Below are 19,666 nucleotides of genomic sequence, written 5' to 3' on the forward strand. Positions count from 1 at the left end.
ACAGCTGCGGACGGCGGGCGCGACACACCGAGGGTTGCGCCACCGTCGCGGCGTGTCGCGGCGCCGTGTCCGCAGCTGTGCGCGTTACGCACCCACGTCAACCCGTTTGTCGAAGCCTCGGGAACGGCTAGCGTGGGGGCATGCCCAACATCGCTCTGGAACTCGGCAAGCAGGCTGTCCACTTCGGCGTCGACAGCGCATACGGCGAACAGCAGGACGTCGACGGGGTTCGACTGATCCCCGTTGCTGCGACCTGGCACGGTTTCGGCGGGGGGTCGGATGAGACCGGCAACAGCGGAGGCGGCGGAGGCGGTGCCTCCGTGCCGGTCGGCGCGTACATCCGCCGCGGCGACGACGTGAGCTTCGAACCGAACATCATCGCCCTGCTCGCGGTCGGCATCCCATTCGTGTGGGTCGCGGGGCGCGCACTGAGCCGTGTCATCCGCGCCCTCAAGAAGTAGCCGCGCCGCTCCCGACGATCCGCTCGCGCTCGCGCTGCGCACCGGTGTGGCGACGGTGATCCGCGACGTCGGGCGGATCGAGGCGACGAACCCCGTGATCCTGATCGATGGTCGAAGCGGCGCCGGCAAATCATCCCTCGCGCGTGCCGTCGTGAGCGCGTGGCCCGACACGGGTCGTGTGCAGCTGATCGCGCTGGACTCGCTGTACCCGGGCTGGGACGGACTCGAAGCCGGTGCGGAGATCGCCCGTCAAGACATCCTGGTGCCGCACGCCCGGGGGCTCATCGGGGTCTGGCGGCGGCACGACTGGGATACGGGCTCGCCCGCCGAGGCCCACGCCGTGGATCCCTCTCTTCCGCTCATCGTCGAGGGTGCAGGGGTCCTCACCGCGCAGAGCCGCCGTCTGTGCGACGTCGCCGTGTGGGTGGATGCCCCCGATGCGTCGCGGCGTCGCCGGGCGCTCGCACGCGATGGTGACACATATCGACCGCACTGGTCGCGCTGGGCGGATCAGGAAGCGGGGCACATCCGGCGGGAGGATCCCGCGGCGCTTGCCACGATCGTCGTGCGTGTGCCGTGAAAGTCAGTTGCTGAGCGCCTGCACGATTCCATCGAGGCGGTAGCCCACCCAGTCGTAGACGGCGTGGCGATCGTCGTCCGGGTCGCGGCCGTCGTCATCGTCCTCGATCCCGAGGCGGGTCGCGATGACCAGCCGGATCGCCGTGAGGGTGCGCATCCACGCCCACCCGGTATCGGCGTCGAGTGAGATCGAGAGATCGGAGTCATCGGCCTGCGAACTCGGCTCGGCGCCGTCGGCGGCAGCGAAGGCGGGTGCGAGATCGGCGAGAACTCGCAGCGCGTCATTCTGCCGGCGTTCGAACAGATCGGCGGTCGTCGCCGACCGGAAGTCGGCGGATGCTTCGGGGTCGTCCGGATAGGGATCCGGGGCGAGGCGCGCGAGTGCCGGATCGGCGGCCGCGGCCTCAGCGGCGACATGCGTGGCGGTATCGAGCACGGTCTGTTCGAGGAGCTCGGAGAACTGCGCGACGAGGTCGGCGAGATGTCGCGCCTCCAGGCGCGACAGGGTCATCACGATGCGTGGCGGGTTCATTGCGGAGCCTTTCTCACCGTGGCCCAGAGGCCGTAGTCATGCATGGCCTGCGCGTGCAGCTCCATCTGCTCGCGCGGGCCCTCGGCGACCACGGCGTGGCCGTGCTCATGCACCTCGAGCATGCGGCGGGTGGCCTCGGCGGGGCTGAACCCGAAGTACTGCCGAAAGACGTGGACGACGTAGCTCATGAGATTGACGGGGTCGTTCCACACGACCGTCTGCCAGTTGATCGGATGATCCACGGACTGCGCCGCGATGGTGTCGAGGTCGGGCAGGGCAGGAGCGATCATGCCCACCCCAGTTCGTGCAGTCGGTCGTCGTCGATGCCGTAGAAGTGCGCGATCTCATGGACGAGAGTGGTGTGCACTTCATCGCGCAGGGCGTCCATATCGTCACACACCGCGAGGTGCGGCTCTCGATACACGATGATGCGGTCGGGAAGCTCGCCGACGCCGTACCGGTCGCGCTCCGTCAGAGCGGTGCCGTCGTAGAGACCCAGAAGGTCGAGTGAGCCGTCTTCGGGGCGATCTTCGACCACGAAGACGACGTTGTCGAGACCATCGACCATGTCATCGGGCAGCAGGTCGAGTTCACCGACCACGAGGGTCTCGAATGTCTCGGCATCCATTTCGATCATTGGGGTGAGTAACGGGACTTGAACCCGCGGCCCCCTGGACCACAACCAGGTGCTCTACCAACTGAGCTATACCCACCATGTGCCCACGCGTGCGGGCAACCCGCCAATTGTATTACACCCCGGGAGCGAACGACGACACGACGGCGGCCGCCGCGGCGCGCGCGCCGTCACTCGTGGGACCGGGCTGCGGCACGAACACGGCCTGCCGGTAATAGGCGAGCTCACGCACCGATTCCCGGATGTCGGCCAGCGCACGATGCCCGCCATCCTTGGCGGGGGCGTGGATGTACGCCCGGGGGTACCACCGCCGCGCGAGCTCCTTGATGCTGGACACATCGACGTTGCGGTAGTGCAGGTAGCGGTCGAGACGGGGCATGTACTTGGCCAGGAACATGCGGTCGGTGCCGATCGTGTTGCCGGCCAACGGGGCCTTGCCTTCGATGGGTGCGAACCGCTGCACGTACTCCAGCGCGAGGAATTCGGCCTCGGCGAGGCTGACGCCGTCCGGGATCTCTTCAAGCAGGCCCGAGGAGCGATGCATCTCCGTGACGAAGTCGTTCATGTTCGCCAGGGCTGACGCGTCGGGCTTGATGACTACGTGGAAGCCCGGGTCGAGCACTCGCAGCTCGAAGTCGGTCACCACCACCGCGATCTCGACCAATTCGTCGACCGCAAGATCGAGCCCTGTCATCTCGCAATCGATCCACACGAGGCGATCGTTGTCGCTGCCTGCCATTGGGCCATCCTAGCCAGGGGCTCGGACGGCCCACCCGCGACGCCGCGCAGGGTTTCCCGATGTGCGCGATAACCTGGGTGGCAGATGCCCCCGTAGCTCAATGGATAGAGCATCGGCCTTCTAATCCGGTGGTTGCAGGTTCGAGTCCTGCCGGGGGCGCCGTCGTGGGTCTGGCTTTCTCGACGACGCCGGCGTAGCGTCGGCCTCGTCGAAGGGAGTTCGAAGATGAGCCAGACAACGACACACCATGCACTGTGGGTCGCGTACGGAAGTTCGGGCGTGGTCGGAACGATCCGCAAGGACGATGAGGGGTACACGGTCACCATGGCGGATGCCGACACCGTGACGGGGACCTATCCGTCGATGGAGGTCGCCAAGAGCGCCCTCTACTCCCACATGCGGGCCGGGAGCGACTGGCCGACGTTCCGAGAGCACTGAGAGTCCGCGGGCTGCGGGATCTCCGCGGCCCGCGGCCTTTCGGCCCTGGCGATTCGGCGGGTGTCGAAGACACGCAGGAACGCGTGGGCCAACGGTCCGATGGTGAGCGCGAACGCGACCGTGCCGATGCCGATAGTGCCTCCCAGCATCCATCCCACGAGGAGGACGCTGAGTTCTACGCTCGTGCGTGAGAGCCAGATCGGCCAGCCGAACCGGGCGGAGATGCCGGTCATGAGGCCGTCACGGGGCCCCGGACCGAAGTGGGCGCCGATGTAGAGCCCGCTCGCGAATCCCACGATGACGATCCCCGCAGCGAACATGAACGCGGCGGGAACGAATCCTGAGGGCCGGGGGAGCACCGAAAGCGCAAGCTGCATGGCCGTGCCGACCAGAAGGATGTTGAGCACCGTGCCCGCACCGGGCCGCTGACGCAAGGGAATCCACAGAGCGAGAACGGCGAGGCCGATCAGGTTGGTCATCCAGCCGATCCCGATGCCCGTCACCTCGGAGAGGCCCTGTGCGAAGACGGTCCACGGGTCCAGCCCAATCCCCGCGGCCACCATCACCGCGCACCCGGTGCCGTACAGCGGCAGGCCGAGGAGGAGTTGGATCAGGCGGCGGGTCATGGCATCCATTCCACGCGCAAAGTGGACTGGTCACCAGAGGCCAATCTGCCTAAGGTGGACCCATGCCGGACTCACGACTGTCATCACGCGCCTTCATCCAGATGCTCGGTGAGTGGCGCGGTCGCGGGCCGGCCTACCGCGGGCTCGCCGACGCCGTGCGTGTGCTCTGCCTCGACGGGCGCATCGCGCCCGGCACGGCGCTGCCGGCGGAGCGCGACCTCGCCACCCGTATGCAGGTCAGTCGGACCACCGTCGCCGCCGCATATCGCGACCTGCGCGATTCCGGACACATCTCGAGCCTGCGTGGATCAGGCAGCATCGTGCGTGCTCTCGGCCGAACGGCTCCACCGCCCGAAGGCGGTGAGGGCCACACGATCGATCTGCATCAGGCGAGCCCGGCGGGGTGGCCGGGGCTCTCCGACCTGTATGCGCAGGCCGCGGCCGATGCGGGCCGCTGGGTGAGGCGATCCGGGTACGACACGGTGGGCAATCGTGCCCTTCGGGCGGCCATCGCGCAGCGTTACGAGAATCGCGGTCTTCCCACACACCCCGACCAGATCGTCGTCACCACGGGGGCGCAGAGTGCGATCGCGCTCGTCGCCGACGTCATCGTGCGTCGGGGTGATCGGGTTGCCATCGAGACGCCGACCTACCCGCACGCGGCTGACGCGCTCCGCGAGTCGGGCGCGCGGCTCGTGGCGATCCCGGTCGACCCGGTGCGCGGCTGGGACATGGATCGAGCCGACAATGTTCTGCGGCGCACGGCTCCCAGCCTCGCCTACCTCATGCCGGACTTCCAGAACCCGACGGGGGCGTCGATGGATGCTGCCACCCGTGAGCGTCTGCTGGTGCTGGCTGCCGAGTCCGGTGCCATCCTTGTGGCCGATGAGACCACGGCTGAGCTCGACATCGACCGCGGCTCCGTGATGCCCCCGCTGGGAGCGGGCATGGGAGCGGACCACGAGCGCGCACTCGTCACGGTCGGATCGCTCGGCAAGACCGTCTGGGGCGGACTGCGCATCGGATGGATCCGCGCAGACCCCGATCTTGTGCCTCGTCTGATCGCGGCCCGCCCTCGGCGCGAACTCGGCACACCGGAGTTCGAACAGGAGGTCGCACTGCTCGCCTTCGACCGCATGCCGGAGATCCTCGCGCAGCGCGCTGACCTCTTGCGGGCCGGGCGCGACGCGCTCGTCGATGCACTGCGGACGCGTCTGCCGGAATGGGGTGTGCCGGAGGTGCACGGGGGCGTCGCCCTGTGGATCGCGCTGGGGCTGCCGGTGAGCTCGCCCCTCGCGCTGGCGGCGCGGGAGCGTGGGCTGATCCTGTCATCGGGACCGAGGTTCGGCGTCGACGGCGGTCACGAACGGCATCTGCGGATTCCCTTCACGGCGGCGCCGGACGTGCTCGAACAGGCTGTCGAGATCCTCGCCGAGGTGTGGCCGCAGGCGCGCGATCGTGGGCGACCGCTCGCGGAGCCTCCGCTGACCGCGGTGGTCTGACGATCACGATCCGCGCAGCACGCTGACGGCCTCGTCCGCGGTCCAGAAGTCGCCGATTGAACGGAATCGGGCGAGCGCGGGCTGATACCGGAGCGCCGCGAACCGCGCCCCGAGCGGATGGGCGAGGACGGCGAGGTGTCCGAGGATGCGCCCCGTCGAATCGGCGACGCGATACAGCGCGGGCCCCGCGGGCAGGATCCGGACGCGCAGAGCGGGGTCGACGGCGGGGGGCTCGGCCGTCGCGGTCAGCGGGTCGAGCGATCTGGGTGAGGCGGTCATGGTGGGTCTCCTTTCGCTACTCGAACATACGTCCGGCCGCCGACATCGCCTCGGTCGGGATGATTCCTCCACAGGCCGCCCTCGCATCGGGCGCTGCACCGATGATCGCTCCCGCGCCCTGCGGTCCCCCCGTGCTGCTCGATCCTGGCGGGGGCCGCGGCCCGCGTCCGGGAGAGTCCCGGCGCAGAAGGGAAGAACAGTGACTGACTCCATCACCATCGCAGGCAACATCGCGGGGGAGATCCGCCATACGGTGACGGCGAGCGGTGTGCCCATCACCGCATTCCGGGTGGCGAGCCCCCAGCGGCGCTACGACCGCGTCTCCGGCAGCTGGGTCGAGGGCGATCCGAACTGGTTCTCCGTGTCGGCCTATCGTTCACTCGCCGTGAACGCCTTCGCCTCGCTGCAGCGCGGACAGCGGGTGATCGTCACCGGCCGGCTCAAGGTGCGGCGATGGGAGAACGGCGAGCGCTCGGGGATCGCCGTCGAGATCGACGCCGACGCGCTGGGTCCCGATCTGCTCTGGGGCACCGCGTCCTTCCAGCGCGTCACCGGCGCTCGCGACGGCCAGTCCGGGTCCGACACGGCGGGGGCGACCGATGGTGAGGCGAGCGAGGCCGCCTGGCACGTGCCCGGCGCCGAGGAGCCGGCGAGCGCGCCGATCGCGGCGGGTGGGATGGACGGCATCGCAGCCGGCGATGACGAGCCTCAGGGTGCGGAATGGGCGGGTGCCGTGACGCCGTTCTGAGGTTCGTCGATGATGGGCGGGCCCGCATAGACTCGCAACGTGCCCCGCTCCCCACGCTCCGCCCTCACCGGCGCGCAGCGGATGCTGGTGCTCGTCGCCGTCGGAGCGGTTGTGACCGCGTGCACGGCCGCCCCCGAGCCCGTCGCGTCGACTCCGTCGGCCACCGTCGCGCCCGCGCCCGTCGAGTCGCCCTCCGAGCCGGCGGCGCCCGCCTTCGTGCCGGACGGGACGGCGACGGAGAACCTGCCGTACTTCGCGGAGGTCGTCGGGGGAGTGTGGGCCGGGCCCGACTCCGCGGCCGGCCGCGCGTACATCGATGCGTTGGTGGCGGCGGGATTCGATCGCAACGCGATGCAGGTCACCAACGACACCACGACGCTCGGCAACCCGGTTGAGAGCATCCAGTTCTCGGTGCTCTTCGCCGACGAATGCCTCGTGGGGCAGGTGGGCCCCGAGACGGGAGACCCCGTCACGGTCGTGCTTCCGGTGATCGAAGGAACGCACTGCCTCGTGGGACAGACGCGCCCGATCGACTGGTGAGGCGGGGCGCGGTCCGCCGACGCCCGTAGACTGGACCGGATATGGCTGAGTACATCTACCAGATGGTGCGCGCCCGCAAAGCGGTCGGCGACAAGGTGATCCTCGACGACGTCACGATGGCGTTCCTCCCCGGCGCGAAGATCGGCGTCGTCGGACCGAACGGCGCGGGAAAATCGACGATCCTCAAGATCATGGCGGGTCTCGACCAGCCATCCAACGGCGAGGCGAAGCTCTCACCGGGCTACTCGGTCGGCATCCTCATGCAGGAGCCCGAGCTCGATGAAGACAAGACCGTGCTCGAGAACGTGCAGCAGGGTGTCGGCGACATCAAGGGCAAGCTGGATCGCTTCAACGAGATCTCGGCGCTGATGGCTGACCCGGACGCAGACTTCGACGCGCTCCTGTCTGAGATGGGCACGCTGCAAGAGGACATCGACACCGCCGACGCGTGGGACCTCGACTCCCAGCTCGAGCAGGCGATGGATGCCCTGCGCTGCCCGCCGCCCGAGGCGATCGTGGCGAACCTCTCCGGCGGCGAGAAGCGTCGAGTGGCGCTGTGCAAGCTGCTGCTGCAGAAGCCGGATCTGCTTCTGCTCGACGAGCCGACCAACCACCTCGATGCCGAGAGCGTGCTCTGGCTTGAGCAGCACCTGGCCAAGTACCCCGGTGCGGTGCTCGCTGTGACGCACGATCGGTACTTCCTCGACCACGTCGCGGAGTGGATCTGCGAGGTCGACCGCGGCCGCCTCTATCCGTACGAAGGCAACTACTCCACGTATCTGGAGAAGAAGCAGGAACGTCTGCAGGTACAGGGCAAGAAGGACGCGAAGCTCGCCAAGCGCCTCGCCAGCGAACTCGAGTGGGTGCGCAGCAACGCGAAGGGACGGCAGGCCAAGTCCAAGGCTCGCCTTGCGCGGTACGAGGAGATGGCGGCCGAGGCCGACCGCACCCGCAAGCTCGACTTCGAAGAGATCCAGATTCCGCCGGGCCCGCGCCTCGGCCAGATCGTCCTCGAGGCCAAGAAGCTGCGCAAGGGCTTCGACGACCGTGTGCTGATCGATGACCTCTCCTTCTCCCTGCCCCGCAACGGGATCGTCGGCATCATCGGTCCCAACGGCGTCGGCAAGACGACGCTGTTCAAGACGATCGTCGGCCTGGAGCCGCTCGACGGTGGCGACCTGAAGATCGGCGAGACCGTCGAGATCTCCTACGTCGACCAGAGCCGCGGCGGCATCGACCCGAACAAGTCGCTCTGGGAGGTCGTCTCCGACGGACTCGACTACATCCAGGTCGGCAAGGTCGAGATCCCCTCCCGCGCGTACGTCTCGCAGTTCGGGTTCAAGGGGCCCGATCAGCAGAAGAAGGCCGGCGTGCTCTCCGGTGGTGAGCGGAACCGGCTGAATCTGGCGCTCACCCTCAAGCAGGGCGGAAACCTCCTCCTCCTCGACGAGCCGACCAACGACCTGGATGTCGAAACGCTCGGCAGCCTCGAGAACGCACTGCTGGACTTTCCCGGCTGCGCCGTCGTGATCACACACGATCGCTGGTTCCTCGACCGCATCGCCACGCACATCCTGGCGTACGAGGGCACCGACGACGATCCCGACAACTGGCACTGGTTCGAGGGAAACTTCGAGGCCTACGAGCAGAACAAGATCGAGCGACTCGGCCCCGACGCCGCCAAGCCGCACCGCTCGGCCTACCGCAAGCTCACTCGTGACTGACGTCCCGGCAGGCTCCGAGCCCGTCTCGACCGGGTCGGGATCCGTCGCGACGGGCGCCCGGCTGCACATGCCGATCCATCTGCGCTGGGGCGACCTCGATGCGTTCAATCACGTCAACAACACCTCCATGCTCAAGCTGCTGGAGGAGGCGCGCGTGCGGGCCTTCTGGCGTCCGGCAGCCGGTGAAGACGCGCCGCCGACGGCCGTCCTGGATTCCGGTGTCGAGCACGGCGCGCTGACCCTGATCGCGCGGCAGGAGATCGAGTACCTGCTGCCGGTGCCGTACCAGCGGCATCCGCTGGATGTGCAGATGTGGTTCGGCAACCTCGGCGGATCGAGCATGGAGGTCTGCTACGAGGTCTGGAGCCCGCGCGAGGGCGGCGAGCAGCGCCTGTACGCGCGGTCGAGCGCGATCGTGGTGATGGTGGATGCCGATTCCGGCCGCCCGCGCCGACTCAGCGACCAGCAGCGTGCGGCCTGGCAGCCCTACGTCGGCGAGCCGATCGCGTACGCACGTCGGCGCTGAGGCGCCCGGCCGCGAAGCCGGCGCCGGGGTCAGGGCACCCGGATGACGACCTCCTGCGCGATGCTCGCCACCAGCATCCCGTCGCGGGTGTACATGCGCCCGGTCGCGAGACCGCGGCCGCCGCTCGCGCTCGGAGATTCCTGCACGTAGAGCAGCCAGTCGTCGACCCGCGCGGGGCGGTGCCACCACAGGGCGGAGTCGAGGCTCGCCAGTTTGAGGCCGCTGCGCACCCACTCGATGCCGTGCGCGCGCATGATCGGCTCCTGGATCGTGATGTCCGAGATGTAGGCGATCGCCGCGCGGTGCAGCGCAGGGTCATCCGGGAGAGAGCGCCGGGCGCGCACCCACGCGATATTGGTCGGGCGGCGTTCGGCGTCGGGACGCAGGTAGATGTCGGGCAGCACGTGGCGTACCTCGACCGGGCGATCATCGAGCAGGCGTCGCGAGAGAGGATGCTGCGCGCCGGCGGACGGATGCAGGGGGGCGACCTCGTCGGGGCCGGGGACTCCCTCGGGCATGGCCGCGGCGTGGTCCAATCCCGCGCCCTCGGCCTGGAACGAGGCGATCATCGAGAAGATCGGCTCGCCCTCCTGATACGCCTGCGTGCGCCGCGCCGAGAAGGAGCGTCCGTCGTGGATGCGGTCCACGGAGAAGGTGATGTCGCGCGTCGCATCCCCCGGTCGCAGGAAGTATCCGTGCATCGAGTGCGCCGCGCGGCCTTCGGGCACCGTGCGTTCGGCGGCGATCACGGCCTGCCCGAGCACCTGTCCGCCGAACACCCGGCCCGAGGGCATCGGTTCGGATCTGCCGACGAAGATGTCCTCCGTCGTCCGTGCTTCGCCGCCGCGCAGCTGCAGCGTCTGCAGAAAGCGGCCGACGGGATCGGATGCTGCGGCGTCGGGCGAATCGGTCACGGCACTCCTCGGGCGGTCGGTCGGGAGCACCGCCGCCTGTAGTTTAGAAGGGATGCCTGCCGCCCTGAGATTCGCCGACTCCGAGGCGCGTGACGACCTCCTCACCTTCGCCTCGCGCACGGCCAGGCTCTCCGACCCGGAGGTTCGGCTCCAGGCGGCCGGGGGAACGCTGGCGATGTGGGCGCCGGCCCTCATCCCGCGGGGAATCCTCGATGCGACGCCCACCATCCTCGCCCTGCGCGTGCTTCCGGTGGACCCCGAGCTCGTGTGCGATCTGACGGTCAACGCGTCGGGCATCGCCGCCGATCCGCAGGATCCGCGAGGTGCGACCCTGCCGGCGAGCGCGGTACGGGCGGTCTGGGCGGGCGTGGGTGCACCACGCGGCGCCTGGCGGCGGGTCGGCGAGATCGACGCGGCCGCGCTGGCCGCGCGTGCGCACGAGGGAATCGCCCGCGTCGCGGACGATGTGCCGCGTGACGCGGGAGCCGAACTCGTGCAGAAGGTGCGCTCCGCCGTCTGGGGCGAGCCGGTCTCCGAGTGGTTCGGTCTGCCCCGCGGCGTGGGGTTCGCGGCCTTCTCCCTCGGATTCATCGCGGGGGGCGAGGCGGCGGGTGTGCATCGATCCGGCGCGTGGGCGCGCGTGAGCCTTCGCCGTGGTCACGTCCTGGTGCGCGGCGCCGAGCTCACGGTCTGAGCGCGGGCGATCAGTCCTCGTTCGACGACGCGGGCGCGGCGGGCGCGGCCAGCCCGCCCGGGATCTCCGCCCGGCCCGCGCGGGTGGGGCCGATCGAGCTCGCCTCGAAGGTGTTGACCATGGCCATGGCGGCACGCTGGAGGTAGTCCCACAGCGTCGCCTCGTGCAGCGGCGCCAATTCAAGCTCGTCGACGGCGGCGCGCATGTGGCGCAGCCACCGATCGCGGGCGTCGGGATTGACGTGGAACGGCGCGTGCCGCATGCGCAGCCGAGGGTGCCCGCGGGTCTCGCTGTACGTCGTGGGCCCTCCCCAGTACTGCTCGAGGAACAGCGTCAGCCGCTCGGCGGCGGGGCCCAGGTCCTCTTCGGGATACATGGGGCGCAGCACCTCGTCGTCCGCGACTCCCCGATAGAAGGCGTCCACCAGGGCGACGAACGTCGCGTGGCCCCCGACCTCCTCGTAGAACGAGCGCGGGGTGCCCTCTTCGGCGGTCACGGCTTCTCCTCGTGGTCGGTGTCCGCTTGGTCGGATGCTGTCGCACTCTCGTCCGCGCCGTTTCCGGCAGGTTTCTCCGTCGCGCGCTTCGAGGTGCGTTTGGGCTTCCAGACGGGACGTTCCGCGACGGCGACCGGCGTGGGGCGCGTCTTGGGTGGATTGGCGCCGCGCACACGCTGCGCGCCTTCGAGCCCCGTGAGGGTGATCGAGTTGAGCTGGGGGAGGGTGAGTCCCATCGCGTCGATGGCCCGTTTGAGGCGCATGCGCAGTTCACGGGCGACATCGTCCTTCGCGTTCGCGCGTGTCTTCATGACGAGACGGATGACGAGCGCATCGCCGGACACCGACTCCAGGCCCCACACCTCGGGGGCCTCGATGATCCGCGTGCGCCACTTCGGCTCTTTCGCCAGTGCTTTGGCGGCGCCGAGCATTGCCGTCTCGACGGCCTCGATGTCGGCATCCACCGGCACGGCGAGATCGATGATGACGCGCGACCACCCCTGCGACATGTTGCCGATCCGCGTGATCTCGCCGTTGCGCACGTACCAGAGCGTGCCGTTGACGTCACGCACGTGCGTGATCCGCACACTGACGTACTCGACGACGCCGGTGGCGAGCCCGAGATCGACGACGTCGCCGATGCCTACCTGGTCTTCGGCGACGATGAAGATGCCGTTGAGCACGTCCTTGACGATGTTCTGCGCGCCGAAGCCGAGGCCCGCGCCGATCGCGGCCGTCAGCAGGGCGAGGGAGCCCAGGGCGTTGGGGGCGATCGCATTGATGACGAGCACGATCGCCACGACGCCGACGGCGACGTTGACGATGTTCTGCAGGATCGAGCCGAGGGTGCGCGTGCGCTGCACGAGCCGGACCGCCGCGAGCGGCGATCGCTCGAGGGCCTGGGTGTCGTCGACGTTGGCCTTGTTCTTGGCACCGCTGACGATGCGGTTGACGACGCGGCGGATCACGATGCGCAGGATCCAGGCCAGCAGGAGTGCGCCGATGATGATCAGCGCGGCGTTGATGAGGCGGAAGCCGCCCGTCGCGGCACGGTCGAGCAGTTCGGCCCACCAGCCGGGATCGGTGATGGTGTCTTCGCCGGTTGCCGCTGTGAACATCGGGTCCGATCCTACCCAGGCAAGCCTCGTGAAACCTGGGCGGCCGGCGCCGCGCCGGACTCGGGCATCGGCGCCGACGTGGTGACGCCGAGACGGTGCGCGAGGATGACCGCCTGCACGCGATCTCGCGCGCCCAGCTTGGCGAGCACCCTGCCGACATGCGTCTTGACGGTGGACTCGCTGACGAAGAGCGCGGCGCCGATCTCGGTATTGGTCAGGCCGGCGCCGATCGCGGCGAACACATCACGCTCGCGCTCGGTGAGGACGGCCAGCGCGGATCGATCGGTGCCGGCGTGTGGCAGTCGGCCGCCGACGAGGTCGAGCAGGCGGCGCGTGACGCGCGGGGACAGCGTGGCGTCACCGTGATGCACCGCCCGGATCGAGGCGGTGAGCTCGCTCGCCTGGGCGTCCTTGAGGAGGAAGCCGCTGGCGCCTGCCGCGAGGGCACCGAAGGCGTATTCGTCGAGATCGAAGGTGGTGAGGACGATGACGCGGCACGCGGGGCGTTCGGCGAGGATCTGGGCGGTCGCCGAGATGCCGTCCATACGCGGCATGCGCACATCCATCAGCACGACGTCGGGTGCGTGCGCGCGAACGGCGTCGAGCGCCTCGACTCCATTCGCGGCCTCACCGACGACGAGAAGGTCGGGTTCGGCCTCCAGGACCATGCGGAAGCCGATGCGGATCAGCTGCTGGTCATCGACCAGCAGCACCCGGATCGTGGCCGGTTCACTCATTCGCCCCCTCCAGCGGGATTCGGGCGCGCAGGCGCCATTGATCGGGTGAGATCATTCCGGCCTCGAGGGTGCCGCCGAGGTGCTCGAGCCTCTCGCGCAGTCCCATCAGTCCGAGGCCCGTGCCGCGGGAGGGCTCGTGCGGACGGGAACCGTCGTTGCGGACGTCGACCGTGATCTCGGCGGGCGCGTGGGTGACGTGCACCCGGATGAACCGCGGGTCGTGCGCATACCGCATCGCATTGGTCAGACCCTCCTGGACGACGCGGCGGATCGCCTGCATGATCGCCGGCGGAGAGGTCGGCGATCCGGTGAGGGCGAGCTGCACCGGAAATCCCGCGCGGCGCGCGGCATCCACGATGTCATCGAGCGAGCCGTCCTGCGCGGGGGCGAGGGGTGCGTCCTCCGGCCGGTCATCGCGAAGCACGCCCAGCATCTCCCGCATCTCCGTCAGCGCATCGCGGGCGGTGGTCGCAACGGCCCGCGACGCCTCGCGCGAACGCTCCGGATCGGCCGTGACGCTCGCGCCTTCCGAGAGGGCGACGATCACCGTGAGCGAGTGCGAGACGACGTCGTGCATCTCGCGGGCGATCCGCGTTCGCTCTGCGGCCGCCGCGAGTCGAGCCTGCTGATCACGTTCGACGAGCAGCTGCCGGGAGCGTGCGATGAGGGCCTCGAGGTATCGCTTGCGGTTGCCGACGTTGACGCCGATCAACGCCCCGAGCAGAAGGAAGACGACTGTGCTGATATCGACGTTCAGGTACGTTCCCGCACTCGATGGTTCGGCGGAAACGCCCACGAGCGTCTGGGTGGCGATCAGACCGCCGGCGACGGCGAAGGCGATCCAGCACACTCGGGCGCCCCGGTAGACGGCGATCGTGTACATCGCGATGACCGAGACGGGGCCGCTGAGCGTCGTCGACAGACTGGGGTCGAACAGCAGCGTCGGAACCAGCGACAGGGAGAACACCGACACGGGCCATCGTCGGCGCCACACGAGCGCGATGCAGCCGACGATCAAGAGGGCGAAGGCGGCGCCGAGCGACCAGCCGCCTGCGGGTGCGGCAACCGGAGACCGCATGACGAGCGCCGGGGTCGTGAGCACGAAGGCGAGCACCGCGAGCAGGATGTCGGCGGCGAGAGGATGCCGAGACCAGAACCGCCGGATCAGCCCGGGAGGACGCGGCAGACGCAGCTCGTCCTCGGCCGGGTGGACGCCCTGGCCGAGGACGAGGTCGCGTGCTGCGGGCATCGACCGACTCTACGCGTCGCGTGTCTTCAGGACCGCGATGCCCCCGACGAGAGCGGCCACGGCCCACGCGATGATCGTGACGACCGCGGGCGCGGTCTCGAGCGGGTTGCCCGAGATGCCGCTGGAGAGGAAGAGCGACTGCCCGGCGTTGGAGGGCAGGTAGCTGGCGAGGTCGTGGATCCATGCGAAGTCGTCGACCCGCGGAAAGAAGCTCACGATCAGCGGCGCGACGAACACCAGCCCGATGCCGACGGCGAGCGCGCCGGGGCCGTTGCGGATGATGAAGCCGAGGCCCACGCCCATCATCGCCATCAGCGCGAGGTAGCCCGCGGCACCGAGCAGCGGCATGAGTGAGGAGTCCGCGTCGCCGATGTCGAGCGCGTTCGCGTCGAGGATCGGGGCTGTCACCACCGCCGTGACGGCGAAGACGACGACGCTCGTCACGAACATCGTGACTCCCACGACGAGAGCCTTTGCGAGAAGGGCGCCGAGCCGGGCGGGCGCCGCGGTCAGGGTCGAGCGCACCATTCCCGTCGAGTACTCGCCGGTCACGGTGATCGCGCCGAGGATGACGGCGAGCAGCTGGGTGAGCACCGTGCTGAAGACGATCACCTGCACGGCCACCGAGTTGCCCTCCGGCATTCCCCCGCCCGTGCCGGCGAAGCTGGCGAAGGATGCCGCCATCAGCAGGCTCAGCCCGATCGACAGCGCGATCACCAGCGCGATCGACCACCAGGTCGAACGCACCGTCGTCAGTTTGATCCACTCCGAGCGCACGAGACGACCGACCGTGAGGTGGACGCGGGGGTCGGCGGGGCGCTTCGAGGTGAGGTCCGGGGCGGGCGTGGTGAGGGTGCTCATGCGATGTCCTTGGTCTTGTACTCGACGTCGTCGCCGGTCAGGCGCAGGTAGGCGTCCTCGAGGGTTCCGGATGTCGGGGTGAGTTCGTGCAGGGTGATTCCGGCGCGGGCGGCGAGATCACCGACGGCTGCGGCGTCGATCCCGGCGATCTCGAGCACGCCCGTCTCGACGGAGGTGATGGTGATGCCCTCGCCCGCCAGCGCCTCGGCGAGCGCACCCGCCTGCGGGCTGCGCACGTGCACCGAATGACGCGTCCACTGGGAGACGATGTCGCCGACGGAGGCATCTGCGAGCACCCGGCCGCGCCCGAGGACGATGATGTGGTCGGCGGTCACCGCCATCTCGCTCATCAGGTGGCTCGAGAGCAGCACGGTGCGACCCTCCGCCGCCGCCTGCCGGACGAACCGTCGCACCCACATCACGCCCTCCGGGTCGAGGCCGTTCACCGGCTCGTCCAGGATGAGGGTGTGCGGGTCGCCGAGGAGTGCAGCGGCGATGCCGAGGCGCTGCCCCATACCCAGGGAGAATCCGCCCGCGCGCTTGCGAGCCACCGACCCGAGACCGGTGATCTCGATCACCTCGTCGACCCGGGAACGGGGGATGCCGTGGGTCGCGGCCATCGCGCGCAGGTGATTGGTTGCGCTCCGTCCGGTGTGGACGGCCTTGGCATCCAGCAGCACACCCACTTCGGTCAGGGGAGCGCGCATCGAGGCGTAGGAGTGCCCATCGACGGTGACGTGCCCACCGGTGGGACGGTCCAGGCCCACGATCATGCGCATCGTGGTCGACTTGCCGGCACCGTTGGGCCCGAGGAAGCCGGTGACCCTCCCGGGCCTGACGGTGAAGCTGGCGTCTGCGACGGCGTGCCGTGCCCCGAAGTCCTTGCTGAGGTTCTCTGCGACGATCATGGCTTCACGCTACGGAAGAACCCCCCTGGATCGCGTCCGACCCAGGGGGGTTCTTGCTCCGTCGCGGGTCGTACCGTGGTACCGGTCCGCGCGGGTGAGAGTCAGGCGGCGTCGCGCTCCTGCACCGAGAGCGCACGCTCGACCCCGGCGAGGTTCTCGTTGACGAGCCGGCGCAGAGCCGCGGGAGCATCCGGGTTCGCGGCCAGCCAGGCGCGGGTCGCATCCTGCAGCGCGGCGTTCGCCAGCGGCGCAGGATACAGACCCGTGATGAGGTATTGGGCGATCTGGTAGGTGCGCGACTCCCAGATCGGCAGCAGCATCTCGAAGTACGCCGGGACGAAATCCTCGAGCAGGTGCGCCGTCGCGGGGTGGGTGAAGCCGAGGGCCGCCTGTCGCACGATCGTGTTGGGCAGGTCGGCCTTGGACACGAGCGAGTCCCAGGCGGCTCGCTTCGTCTCTCGATAGGGCTGGGCGGCACGGGCGAGAGCGGCGAACTCGGCGCCCTTCGAGGTGTTGTCGGCGGCCAGCGCATCCTCGATGTCGGCGGCCGTCACCACGCCTCCCGCGGCGAGCGAAACCAGGAGCTGCCAGGAGAGGTCCGTGTCGATCTCGAGGCCGGGGAGAGTCGTCTCGCCGGCACGCAGCGCACGCACCGTCTCCCACTGCGCCGGCACCGCGGCGGCGTTGGCGAACGCGGTCACGAACTGCAGTTGGCTGTCGCTGCCGGCCTCGGCGCTCTGCGCGAGATCCCACAGGCCGTCGGCGACACGCACGCGCGTGGCATCGCGCGTTTCGGGCGCGACGTAGGAGTTGGCGGCGAGCTGGAGTTGGGCGAGAGTCGTGCGCACGGTGGTCGACTCGGTCTCGGCGCCGATGTTGCGCAGCACCAGATCGACGTAGTCCGAGGGCGAGGCCTCGGCATCCCGGGTCTGATCCCATGCGGCGCCCCAGACGAGCGAGCGCGCGAGCGGATCGGAGATGTCGCCGAGATGGGCGATCGCGGTGGCGAGAGAGCGCTCGTCGAGCCGGATCTTGGCGTACGCGAGATCGTCGTCGTTCAGCAGAACGAGATCGGGACGCGGCAGGCCGGTGAGCTCGTCGACATCGGTGCGATCGCCGTCCACGTCGAGCTCGATGTGGTGCACGCGGGTGAGCGCGCCGTCCTTCACCGAGTAGAAGCCGACACCCAGCCGGTGGGGGCGGATGGTCGGGTAGTCGGCGGGAGCGGTCTGCACGATCGCGAAACGCGAGATGGTGCCGTCCGCCGCCTCTTCGATGAGCGGGGAGAGCGTGTTGACTCCGGCCGTCTCGAGCCACTTCTTCGCCCACGACGACAGTTCGCGGCCGCTCGTGGCCTCGAGCTCGGCGAGCAGGTCGCCCACCTCGGTGTTGCCCCACTCGTGGCGGGCGAAGTACGCCGCGACGCCGGCGAAGAACTGCTCGATCCCCACCCAGGCCGCGAGCTGCTTGAGCACCGATCCGCCCTTGGCGTAGGTGATGCCGTCGAAGTTGACCTGCACGTCTTCGAGGTCGTTGATCTCGGCCACGACGGGGTGCGTCGAGGGCAGCTGGTCCTGCCGGTAGGCCCAGGTCTTCTCCATGGCGTTGAAGGTCGTCCAGGCAGCCGTCCACTCGGTGGCCTCGGCGGTCGCGATCGTCGACGCCCACTCGGCGAAGGACTCGTTCAGCCAGAGGTCGTTCCACCACTTCATGGTGACGAGGTCGCCGAACCACATGTGCGCGAGCTCGTGCAGGATCGTCACGACGCGGCGCTCCTTGACCGCGTCGGTCACCTTGCTGCGGAAGACGTAGGTCTCGGTGAAGGTGACCGCGCCCGCGTTCTCCATCGCACCCGCGTTGAACTCGGGCACGAACAGCTGGTCGTATTTGGCGAAGGGGTAGGGGTAGTCGAACTTCTCCTCGTAGTAGGCGAAGCCCTGCCGCGTCTTCTCGAAGATGTAGTCGGCGTCGAGGTGCCGCCAGAGGCTCTTGCGGCCGTACACGCCGAGCGGGATCACACGGCCGGAGGCGCTCGTGAGCTCGGAGAACGTGGACTCGTAGGGCCCCGCGACGAGCGCGGTGATGTACGAGGAGATGCGCGGAGTGGGCTCGAAGGCCCACGTCGCCGATCCGTCGCCCTCGGGTGCGGGCTCGGGCGTGGGGGAGTTGGAGATCACCTTCCACACCTGGGGCGCCCGGACCGTGAAGCGGAACTCGGCCTTCAGATCGGGCTGCTCGAAGACGGCGTACATGCGTCGGGAGTCGGGCACCTCGAACTGCGAGTAGAGGTACACCTCGCCGTCGACGGGGTCGACGAAACGGTGCAGGCCCTCGCCGGTGTTGGTGTACAGGCAGTCGGCGTCGACGATCAGCTCGTTCTCGGCAGCCAGGTCATCGAGCGCGATGCGCGAGTCCGCGAACGCCGTCGCGGGATCGATGGAGCGCCCGTTCAGGGTGATCTCGCGGACCTCGCGCGCGATCAGGTCGATGAACGTCGAGGCGCCGGGGGTGCCGCCGAAGCGCACGAGCGTGCGGGATCCGAAGACCTCCGCACCCTTCGTCAGGTCGAGATCGACGTCGTAGGAGTGCGTCTCGACGACGGCGCGGCGCTCCTGCGCCTCGATGCGGGTGAGGTTCTCTCCAGGCACTGCGATGCTCCCGTGGGTGGTGGGTGGAGGCGCGGACGCGCCGACGCGGATGTCGCGACCGGGCTGCTGGCGCCGGTGGCAACCGCCCCAGCCTACGCCCCGTGACGCGGCGCCGACCATGTCGCCGGGTGGCAGGATTGGGGACGTGCCCATCGACACCCCCGCGACAGATCCGGTCGTCCTCCACGCCTCGCCCGCCGCGGCCGGCGGCGCTGCCCACATCGAGACCCCGGTGCCGTACGACGGCATCCTCCTCGCCAGTTTCGGCGGCCCCGAGGGCCAGGAGGACGTCATCCCGTTCCTGCGCAATGTGACCCGCGGGCGGGGTATTCCCGACGAACGCCTCGAAGAGGTCGCGCACCACTACCGGCACTTCGGGGGCATCAGCCCCATCAACGCGCAGAATCGCGAGTTGAAGACCGCGATCGAGGGTGAGCTCGCCCGCCGCGGCATCGACCTGCCGGTCTACTGGGGCAACCGCAACTGGGGCCCTTTCCTCGACGAGGCGGTGCGAGAGGCCGCCGAGGCCGGTGACACGACCCTCCTCGCCGTCGCCACGAGCGCCTACAGTTCGTTCTCGAGCTGCAGGCAGTACCGGGAGGACTTCGCGCGCGTCCTGACCGATACGGGGCTGGCAGGCACCGTCACGATCGACAAGGTGCGTCAGTTCTTCGATCACCCGGGCTTCGTCGCGCCCTTCGTCGCCGGCGTGC

At 69.2% G+C, this 19,666-nt stretch carries 24 protein-coding genes and 2 tRNA genes; 11 read left to right on the forward strand and 15 right to left on the reverse strand.

Features of this window, described 5'->3' with window-relative positions; translation table 11 throughout:
* Nucleotides 1–140: 140 nt before the first annotated feature.
* Both DI573_RS04160 and DI573_RS04165 read left to right on the forward strand, forming a co-directional pair.
* The gene (locus DI573_RS04160) at nucleotides 141–461 is read left to right on the forward strand and encodes a hypothetical protein (protein ID WP_292810967.1); all 321 of its coding nucleotides are present in this window, start codon (nucleotides 141–143) and stop codon (nucleotides 459–461) included.
* Entirely contained in the window at nucleotides 436–1,041 is a 606-nt protein-coding gene (locus DI573_RS04165) for a hypothetical protein (protein ID WP_292810969.1), read from the forward strand. The genes DI573_RS04160 and DI573_RS04165 overlap by 26 nt, the downstream gene beginning before the upstream one ends.
* Nucleotides 1,042–1,044: 3 nt before the next feature.
* On the opposite strand, the gene DI573_RS04170 is transcribed toward DI573_RS04165, so the two are convergent.
* The 5 genes from DI573_RS04170 to orn all read right to left on the reverse strand — a co-directional run bounded on the left by DI573_RS04170 (nucleotide 1,045) and on the right by orn (nucleotide 2,945).
* Nucleotides 1,045–1,572 (reverse strand): DUF2017 family protein, encoded by a 528-nt coding sequence (locus DI573_RS04170; RefSeq protein WP_292810971.1) that lies wholly within the window; start codon nucleotides 1,570–1,572, stop codon nucleotides 1,045–1,047.
* Nucleotides 1,569–1,862: an ATP-dependent Clp protease adapter ClpS gene (gene clpS / locus DI573_RS04175; RefSeq protein ID WP_292810973.1), complete on the reverse strand. Its 294-nt coding sequence runs from the start codon at nucleotides 1,860–1,862 to the stop codon at nucleotides 1,569–1,571. Before clpS ends, DI573_RS04170 begins: the two co-directional genes overlap by 4 nt.
* Nucleotides 1,859–2,209, reverse strand: coding sequence for a metallopeptidase family protein (locus DI573_RS04180; RefSeq protein WP_292810975.1), 351 nt, complete (start codon nucleotides 2,207–2,209; stop codon nucleotides 1,859–1,861). Before DI573_RS04180 ends, clpS begins: the two co-directional genes overlap by 4 nt.
* Nucleotides 2,210–2,285 (reverse strand) — tRNA-His (locus tag DI573_RS04185).
* 36 nt (nucleotides 2,286–2,321) lie between these two features.
* A complete protein-coding gene (orn, locus tag DI573_RS04190) occupies nucleotides 2,322–2,945 on the reverse strand; it encodes an oligoribonuclease (RefSeq protein ID WP_292810977.1) in 624 nt (207 codons plus the stop codon).
* An 86-nt stretch (nucleotides 2,946–3,031) separates the two neighbouring features.
* Here orn and DI573_RS04195 point away from each other — a divergent pair.
* Together DI573_RS04195 and DI573_RS04200 are read left to right on the forward strand one after the other, a co-directional pair.
* Nucleotides 3,032–3,104 (forward strand) — tRNA-Arg (locus tag DI573_RS04195).
* 66 nt (nucleotides 3,105–3,170) lie between these two features.
* Complete coding sequence (locus DI573_RS04200; protein ID WP_292810979.1) at nucleotides 3,171–3,383, forward strand: methyltransferase; 213 nt, start codon at nucleotides 3,171–3,173, stop codon at nucleotides 3,381–3,383.
* Here DI573_RS04200 and DI573_RS04205 read toward each other — a convergent pair.
* Complete coding sequence (locus tag DI573_RS04205; RefSeq protein WP_292810981.1) at nucleotides 3,332–4,009, reverse strand: hypothetical protein; 678 nt, start codon at nucleotides 4,007–4,009, stop codon at nucleotides 3,332–3,334. The two genes, DI573_RS04200 and DI573_RS04205, sit on opposite strands and share 52 nt — an antisense overlap.
* A gap of 62 nt (nucleotides 4,010–4,071) precedes the next feature.
* On the opposite strand from DI573_RS04205, the gene DI573_RS04210 reads away from it, so the two are divergent.
* Nucleotides 4,072–5,511, forward strand: coding sequence for a PLP-dependent aminotransferase family protein (locus DI573_RS04210; protein WP_292810983.1), 1,440 nt, complete (start codon nucleotides 4,072–4,074; stop codon nucleotides 5,509–5,511).
* 3 nt (nucleotides 5,512–5,514) lie between these two features.
* Here the strand turns inward: DI573_RS04210 and DI573_RS04215 are convergent, their stop codons facing one another.
* Nucleotides 5,515–5,790 (reverse strand): hypothetical protein, encoded by a 276-nt coding sequence (locus tag DI573_RS04215; protein ID WP_292810985.1) that lies wholly within the window; start codon nucleotides 5,788–5,790, stop codon nucleotides 5,515–5,517.
* Between the two features lie 199 nt (nucleotides 5,791–5,989).
* On the opposite strand from DI573_RS04215, the gene ssb reads away from it, so the two are divergent.
* The 4 genes from ssb to DI573_RS04235 all read left to right on the forward strand — a co-directional run bounded on the left by ssb (nucleotide 5,990) and on the right by DI573_RS04235 (nucleotide 9,328).
* Nucleotides 5,990–6,538 (forward strand): single-stranded DNA-binding protein, encoded by a 549-nt coding sequence (ssb, locus tag DI573_RS04220; protein WP_292810987.1) that lies wholly within the window; start codon nucleotides 5,990–5,992, stop codon nucleotides 6,536–6,538.
* 39 nt (nucleotides 6,539–6,577) lie between these two features.
* Nucleotides 6,578–7,078, forward strand: coding sequence for a hypothetical protein (locus DI573_RS04225; protein WP_292810989.1), 501 nt, complete (start codon nucleotides 6,578–6,580; stop codon nucleotides 7,076–7,078).
* A gap of 41 nt (nucleotides 7,079–7,119) precedes the next feature.
* Nucleotides 7,120–8,802 (forward strand): energy-dependent translational throttle protein EttA, encoded by a 1,683-nt coding sequence (gene ettA, locus DI573_RS04230; protein ID WP_292810991.1) that lies wholly within the window; start codon nucleotides 7,120–7,122, stop codon nucleotides 8,800–8,802.
* Nucleotides 8,803–8,869: 67 nt separating this feature from the next.
* The gene (locus DI573_RS04235) at nucleotides 8,870–9,328 is read left to right on the forward strand and encodes a thioesterase family protein (protein ID WP_292811011.1); all 459 of its coding nucleotides are present in this window, start codon (nucleotides 8,870–8,872) and stop codon (nucleotides 9,326–9,328) included.
* A 29-nt stretch (nucleotides 9,329–9,357) separates the two neighbouring features.
* Here the strand turns inward: DI573_RS04235 and DI573_RS04240 are convergent, their stop codons facing one another.
* Nucleotides 9,358–10,194: an acyl-CoA thioesterase II gene (locus DI573_RS04240; RefSeq protein ID WP_292811013.1), complete on the reverse strand. Its 837-nt coding sequence runs from the start codon at nucleotides 10,192–10,194 to the stop codon at nucleotides 9,358–9,360.
* Nucleotides 10,195–10,294: 100 nt separating this feature from the next.
* Here DI573_RS04240 and DI573_RS04245 point away from each other — a divergent pair, with 100 nt between their 5' ends.
* Complete coding sequence (locus DI573_RS04245; RefSeq protein WP_292810993.1) at nucleotides 10,295–10,936, forward strand: hypothetical protein; 642 nt, start codon at nucleotides 10,295–10,297, stop codon at nucleotides 10,934–10,936.
* A gap of 10 nt (nucleotides 10,937–10,946) precedes the next feature.
* On the opposite strand, the gene DI573_RS04250 is transcribed toward DI573_RS04245, so the two are convergent.
* From DI573_RS04250 to pepN, 7 genes are all read right to left on the reverse strand, one after another.
* On the reverse strand, nucleotides 10,947–11,432 hold the full coding sequence (locus DI573_RS04250) for a globin (RefSeq protein ID WP_292810995.1): 486 nt from the start codon (nucleotides 11,430–11,432) through the stop codon (nucleotides 10,947–10,949).
* Entirely contained in the window at nucleotides 11,429–12,550 is a 1,122-nt protein-coding gene (locus DI573_RS04255) for a mechanosensitive ion channel domain-containing protein (RefSeq protein WP_292810997.1), read from the reverse strand. The genes DI573_RS04250 and DI573_RS04255 overlap by 4 nt, the downstream gene beginning before the upstream one ends.
* Before the next feature lie 11 nt (nucleotides 12,551–12,561).
* Nucleotides 12,562–13,287 (reverse strand): response regulator transcription factor, encoded by a 726-nt coding sequence (locus tag DI573_RS04260; protein WP_292810999.1) that lies wholly within the window; start codon nucleotides 13,285–13,287, stop codon nucleotides 12,562–12,564.
* Nucleotides 13,280–14,536 carry a histidine kinase gene (locus tag DI573_RS04265; protein ID WP_292811001.1) on the reverse strand — a complete coding sequence of 419 codons (1,257 nt, stop codon included), beginning with the start codon at nucleotides 14,534–14,536 and terminating at the stop codon, nucleotides 13,280–13,282. The genes DI573_RS04260 and DI573_RS04265 overlap by 8 nt, the downstream gene beginning before the upstream one ends.
* Before the next feature lie 9 nt (nucleotides 14,537–14,545).
* Nucleotides 14,546–15,397, reverse strand: coding sequence for an ABC transporter permease (locus DI573_RS04270; protein WP_292811003.1), 852 nt, complete (start codon nucleotides 15,395–15,397; stop codon nucleotides 14,546–14,548).
* Nucleotides 15,394–16,305: an ATP-binding cassette domain-containing protein gene (locus DI573_RS04275; RefSeq protein ID WP_292811005.1), complete on the reverse strand. Its 912-nt coding sequence runs from the start codon at nucleotides 16,303–16,305 to the stop codon at nucleotides 15,394–15,396. The genes DI573_RS04270 and DI573_RS04275 overlap by 4 nt, the downstream gene beginning before the upstream one ends.
* A gap of 101 nt (nucleotides 16,306–16,406) precedes the next feature.
* Nucleotides 16,407–18,953, reverse strand: a complete 2,547-nt coding sequence (gene pepN, locus DI573_RS04280) for an aminopeptidase N (protein WP_292811007.1) — start codon at nucleotides 18,951–18,953, stop codon at nucleotides 16,407–16,409.
* 145 nt (nucleotides 18,954–19,098) lie between these two features.
* Here pepN and DI573_RS04285 point away from each other — a divergent pair.
* On the forward strand, nucleotides 19,099–19,666 hold a 568-nt coding region (locus tag DI573_RS04285; protein ID WP_292811009.1), incomplete at its 3' end, for a ferrochelatase.

It is taken from the genome of Microbacterium sp. (assembly GCF_003248605.1).
Lineage (GTDB): Bacteria > Actinomycetota > Actinomycetes > Actinomycetales > Microbacteriaceae > Microbacterium.

What these genes read in the sequence shown, in the direction of transcription:
- DI573_RS04160 (WP_292810967.1), top strand. Translation starts at nt 141, where the DNA reads ATGCCCAACATCGCTCTGGAACTCGGCAAGCAGGCTGTCCACTTCGGC.
- DI573_RS04170 (WP_292810971.1), bottom strand. Translation starts at nt 1,572, where the DNA reads ATGAACCCGCCACGCATCGTGATGACCCTGTCGCGCCTGGAGGCGCGA.
- clpS (WP_292810973.1), bottom strand. Translation starts at nt 1,862, where the DNA reads ATGATCGCTCCTGCCCTGCCCGACCTCGACACCATCGCGGCGCAGTCC.
- DI573_RS04180 (WP_292810975.1), bottom strand. Translation starts at nt 2,209, where the DNA reads ATGATCGAAATGGATGCCGAGACATTCGAGACCCTCGTGGTCGGTGAA.
- orn (WP_292810977.1), bottom strand. Translation starts at nt 2,945, where the DNA reads ATGGCAGGCAGCGACAACGATCGCCTCGTGTGGATCGATTGCGAGATG.
- DI573_RS04200 (WP_292810979.1), top strand. Translation starts at nt 3,171, where the DNA reads ATGAGCCAGACAACGACACACCATGCACTGTGGGTCGCGTACGGAAGT.
- DI573_RS04205 (WP_292810981.1), bottom strand. Translation starts at nt 4,009, where the DNA reads ATGACCCGCCGCCTGATCCAACTCCTCCTCGGCCTGCCGCTGTACGGC.
- DI573_RS04210 (WP_292810983.1), top strand. Translation starts at nt 4,072, where the DNA reads ATGCCGGACTCACGACTGTCATCACGCGCCTTCATCCAGATGCTCGGT.
- DI573_RS04215 (WP_292810985.1), bottom strand. Translation starts at nt 5,790, where the DNA reads ATGACCGCCTCACCCAGATCGCTCGACCCGCTGACCGCGACGGCCGAG.
- ettA (WP_292810991.1), top strand. Translation starts at nt 7,120, where the DNA reads ATGGCTGAGTACATCTACCAGATGGTGCGCGCCCGCAAAGCGGTCGGC.
- DI573_RS04235 (WP_292811011.1), top strand. Translation starts at nt 8,870, where the DNA reads ATGCCGATCCATCTGCGCTGGGGCGACCTCGATGCGTTCAATCACGTC.
- DI573_RS04245 (WP_292810993.1), top strand. Translation starts at nt 10,295, where the DNA reads ATGCCTGCCGCCCTGAGATTCGCCGACTCCGAGGCGCGTGACGACCTC.
- DI573_RS04255 (WP_292810997.1), bottom strand. Translation starts at nt 12,550, where the DNA reads ATGTTCACAGCGGCAACCGGCGAAGACACCATCACCGATCCCGGCTGG.
- DI573_RS04260 (WP_292810999.1), bottom strand. Translation starts at nt 13,287, where the DNA reads ATGAGTGAACCGGCCACGATCCGGGTGCTGCTGGTCGATGACCAGCAG.
- DI573_RS04265 (WP_292811001.1), bottom strand. Translation starts at nt 14,536, where the DNA reads ATGCCCGCAGCACGCGACCTCGTCCTCGGCCAGGGCGTCCACCCGGCC.
- DI573_RS04270 (WP_292811003.1), bottom strand. Translation starts at nt 15,397, where the DNA reads ATGAGCACCCTCACCACGCCCGCCCCGGACCTCACCTCGAAGCGCCCC.
- DI573_RS04275 (WP_292811005.1), bottom strand. Translation starts at nt 16,305, where the DNA reads ATGATCGTCGCAGAGAACCTCAGCAAGGACTTCGGGGCACGGCACGCC.